The sequence below is a fragment of the Bacillus sp. JJ1503 genome (genome assembly GCF_036965125.1).
Classification (GTDB): Bacteria; Bacillota; Bacilli; order Bacillales; family Cytobacillaceae; genus Cytobacillus.
The window spans coordinates 876-4,778 of the sequence record NZ_JBALOZ010000377.1 but is presented as its reverse complement, the minus strand read 5'-3'; the positions used below and the strand labels follow the sequence as shown (position 1 = coordinate 4,778).

Below are 3,903 nucleotides of genomic sequence, written 5' to 3'. Positions count from 1 at the left end.
CGCTTTAATAGTGCAACGAAAAAAGCCTAATTTCTCAATATTAATTTTGAGAAATTAGGTTTTTTAAATTTAAATTCCCTAAAAGTTGTAAATTCATAGTTCAAGACGATACCCCACGTTGGTTTATCTACAACTCAATGGGAATTACTACTCTACAGAATAAAGCATCACTTATTAAAAGGTGTTTAGAAATATTTCATACATATTTTAGAAAGTTTTAAGATTTGTGTGATATAGTTCTTTAAATATTTTAGAAAAATGAGCTTCTTTAATCTGGATAGTGTGGTTTACAAAAGTATCTTGCATGCTAAGAATAAGGAATGATCTAGTGAAAATTTTATAACAGAGTGAGTGAAAGAGATGTCAATTAAAATGAGGTTTCTGTTGTCTTATGTTGGGGTGATCCTTTTTTCTATCACTTTATTATTGACAGCTGGTTTTTTAATTATTTTTGCCATTACAGGTGATGTAAAATCTATAGAACATCTTTACAAAAAAACGTATGTACAAAAACCTTTGACAACAGTAGAAGAAAGTGTGTTTCTCGATTTAAAGCTTTTTGCTAAAAAAAATCCTAAACAGCTCCTAAATGAAAATGAGATCAAGGGGATTGAGCAGGAGGATATCGAGATTGTTGTTAGAAAGGGCACAAAAGTCGAGTACGCTTCCCCTGCTCTTGACAAACAGGCATTGGTTAAATCCCTTCCCGGGTTTGAAGAAACAAACATCAATACGCGAGATACGATTAGAATCAACGACAATTTTTTTACGTATGTGAAGTTTGATTTTTATTTTCCGGATAAAAGTGAAGGAAGTATTTTCGTATTAAGAAAGGCAAGTTCCTATGCTGAGCTCATTCGAGAATTGTTTCCAATTTTATCCGGACTTTTGCTGTTTCTGTTTATTATGATTATTGGTGTATTGAACTATTTAGTTTCACGAAGCATTATTAGGCCTATCTCAATTCTTAAAGTAGGTGCAGAAAGAATAAAATCAGGAGATTTAAATTTTGAAATCAAGGCCATTTCGAATGATGAAATCGGGCAGTTAAATAGGGCGTTTGAGGAAATGAGAATAAAATTAAAAGAATCCGTTAATCTGCAGCTTCAGTATGAAGAAAATCGAAAAGAGCTTCTGTCTAATATTTCACATGATTTAAAGACACCTATTACTTCGATTATTGGATATGTTGAGGGGATTAAAGATGGTGTAGCAAATACTCCTCAAAAAATGGAAAAGTATTTATCGACAGTGTACTTAAAAGCAAAAGATATGGATTCATTGATTGATGAGCTGTTCTTATTTTCTAAGCTAGATTTAAAAAAGGAACCATTCAATTTTGAAACAGTCGAACTTGATAAATATATGAGAGACTACTTAGAAGAACTTAAACTGGATTTACTTGAGCAAGGTATTCATATTGAGTTTCATCTTTTGAATAAACCTATTTACGTGACAGCGGATAGGGAGAAATTAAAACGAGTATTAGCCAACTTAATGAGCAATTGTCTGAAATATATGAACAAAGACAAAAAGAACATCTCTATTTCTCTCCATGAACAATTATATGATGTAGTTGTACAAGTAACGGATAATGGGCAAGGAATAGAACCTTCTGCTTTACCATATATTTTTGATCGTTTTTATCGTGCGGAACAATCGAGAAATTCTCAGACTGGCGGAAGTGGTTTAGGACTTGCGATCGCAAAACAAATTATTGGGGAGCATGGAGGGGAAATCTGGGTTTCTAGCGAGATAGGCATAGGTACAAGTGTATTCTTTTCCCTAAAGAGAGGTGAAAAAATGTGAAAGAAATATTACTTATCGAAGATGATATTAGCATTGCAGAATTGCAAAGAGATTATTTAGAAATAAATAATTTTCGTGTCGATATTCAACATACTGGTGATGCAGGGCTTCATCATGCGCTTAAAGGAAATTATGATTTAATCATCCTGGACATTATGCTCCCAGGATTAAATGGATTTGAAATATGCAAACTAATACGGGCTGTTAAAAACATTCCTATATTGCTTGTATCCGCTAAAAAGGAAGATAACGATAAAATTCGAGGTCTTGGATTAGGAGCAGACGATTATATTACTAAGCCTTTTAGTCCAAGCGAACTGGTTGCTAGAGTGAAAGCACATTTAGCGCGCTATGAACGGTTAGCAGGGAATCAATCCAATTCAAATACGATTTTCGTCCATGGAATATCCATTGATAAGTCAGCACGCAAAGTAAATATTAACGGAGAAGAAGTTCCGTTTACGACAAAGGAATTTGATTTGTTCGTATTTTTTGTAATGCACCCAAACCAAGTATTAAGCAAAGAGCAGCTTTATGAAAAGATTTGGGGGCTGGAGTCAGCTGCAGATGTTTCAACGGTCACAGTTCATATCAGGAAAATACGTGGAAAAATTGAACGAGACCCTGCACAGCCGAAATTCTTGGAAACCGTTTGGGGAGCCGGATATCGATTCAATGTTTAAATTAAATAAAGTGTTTTAGACCCGTCACAAAAGTGACGGTTATTTTTTTTTTTTACATGAAGAAATTTTAAGAATAAGTTTATCTTTTTTTAAGAATTTATTTAGAGGGAGTTTATAATTGTGCACTAACATACTAGAAGTAGTAACTAAGTTCATTGAGTGGATCTGAGTCTTTTATTTACAGTTTATAGCCAAAAATAATAATGAACGATAGGCAGGTGAATTTGATGTGGAGGTTGATAACAATAGTTATTGGAGGTATTGGCCTCCTTCAGGGATGTGTCTCAGATAATGATGCTGAACCAAATAAACAGGAAAAAGAGGTAAGGGTAGAAATAGATATGAATGAACAATTAATTCAAGCTGCAGAACGAAAGGAAACAGAAACAATAAAGAGATTGATTGACGAAGGTGTGGATATAAATACAAAGGACTCAGAAGGACGAACTGCTACTATGATTGCAACTTATAATAATGATGTCGAAACCGCTAAAGTCTTGATTAAAGCGGGGGCTAACGTCAACATTCAAGATAACATGAAAAACAATCCTTTCTTATATGCCGGTGCAGAAGGATATGTTGAAATTCTTAAGCTTACGATCGAAGCAGGGGCGGATCCGGCGATGATTAACCGTTATGGAGGAACTGCATTGATTCCTGCTTCAGAACATGGTCATATAGATGCCATCAAGGAAATTCTCTCAAAGACTGATATTGATGTAAATCATGTAAATGATCTCGGTTGGACCGCATTAATGGAAGCAATCGTGTTAAATAACGGTGGTGAAAGACAACAGCAAGCCATACAGTTGCTAATCGATCACGGGGCGGATGTGAACATTCCGGATAGAAATAATATAACTCCTTTGCAACATGCACGTGAGAAAGAGTTTAAAGAAATTGAACAAATTTTGTTAAAAGCAGGAGCAAAATAGCCAGTTTGATAAGCTCCCCCTCAGTACAATCGAAACCCTAAAACTAATATAAATAATAGGCAATAATGTATATTACACTACAATCATAAAATGAGGAGACGATAGAAATGAACAAAAAAGCAAAAGCAATTTCATCAATACTGCTCGGATTCACATTAGTATTAACAGGGTGCAGTGCTAGTGCCGACGCCAAAGAAAATAATAGTAAACAAAAGCAAGAACAAGCTGTTAAAGAGACTAAAAAGGAAAATAAGTTAACCAAAGGACAGGAAATAGCTAACATTCTTAGCAGTACAAATTGGCAAGGTACAAGAGTGTATGACAAAGATAATAATGACTTAACAAAAGAGAACTCAAATTTTATTGGTCTTGCGAAATATGATGTAAAATCAGGAAGATATGAATTTTTTGATGCTAAGACAGGTGAAAGTCGTGGCGATAAAGGAACATTCTTTATCACCAATGATGGGAAGAAG

At 34.4% G+C, this 3,903-nt stretch carries 4 protein-coding genes; all 4 read left to right on the top strand.

What is annotated here, in order from left to right:
• Positions 1–360 precede the first annotated feature (360 nt).
• Positions 361–1,809 carry a sensor histidine kinase gene (locus V7149_RS23195; RefSeq protein ID WP_335347944.1) on the top strand — a complete coding sequence of 483 codons (1,449 nt, stop codon included), beginning with the start codon at positions 361–363 and terminating at the stop codon, positions 1,807–1,809.
• Positions 1,806–2,492, top strand: coding sequence for a response regulator transcription factor (locus V7149_RS23190; protein WP_335347943.1), 687 nt, complete (start codon positions 1,806–1,808; stop codon positions 2,490–2,492). Before V7149_RS23195 ends, V7149_RS23190 begins: the two co-directional genes overlap by 4 nt.
• Positions 2,493–2,719: 227 nt before the next feature.
• Complete coding sequence (locus tag V7149_RS23185) at positions 2,720–3,427, top strand: ankyrin repeat domain-containing protein (protein WP_438824147.1); 708 nt, start codon at positions 2,720–2,722, stop codon at positions 3,425–3,427.
• 107 nt (positions 3,428–3,534) lie between these two features.
• On the top strand, positions 3,535–3,903 hold a 369-nt coding region (locus tag V7149_RS23180; RefSeq protein ID WP_335347942.1), incomplete at its 3' end, for a DUF4822 domain-containing protein.

What these genes read in the sequence shown, in the direction of transcription:
- V7149_RS23195 (WP_335347944.1), top strand. Translation starts at nt 361, where the DNA reads ATGTCAATTAAAATGAGGTTTCTGTTGTCTTATGTTGGGGTGATCCTT.
- V7149_RS23185 (WP_438824147.1), top strand. Translation starts at nt 2,720, where the DNA reads ATGTGGAGGTTGATAACAATAGTTATTGGAGGTATTGGCCTCCTTCAG.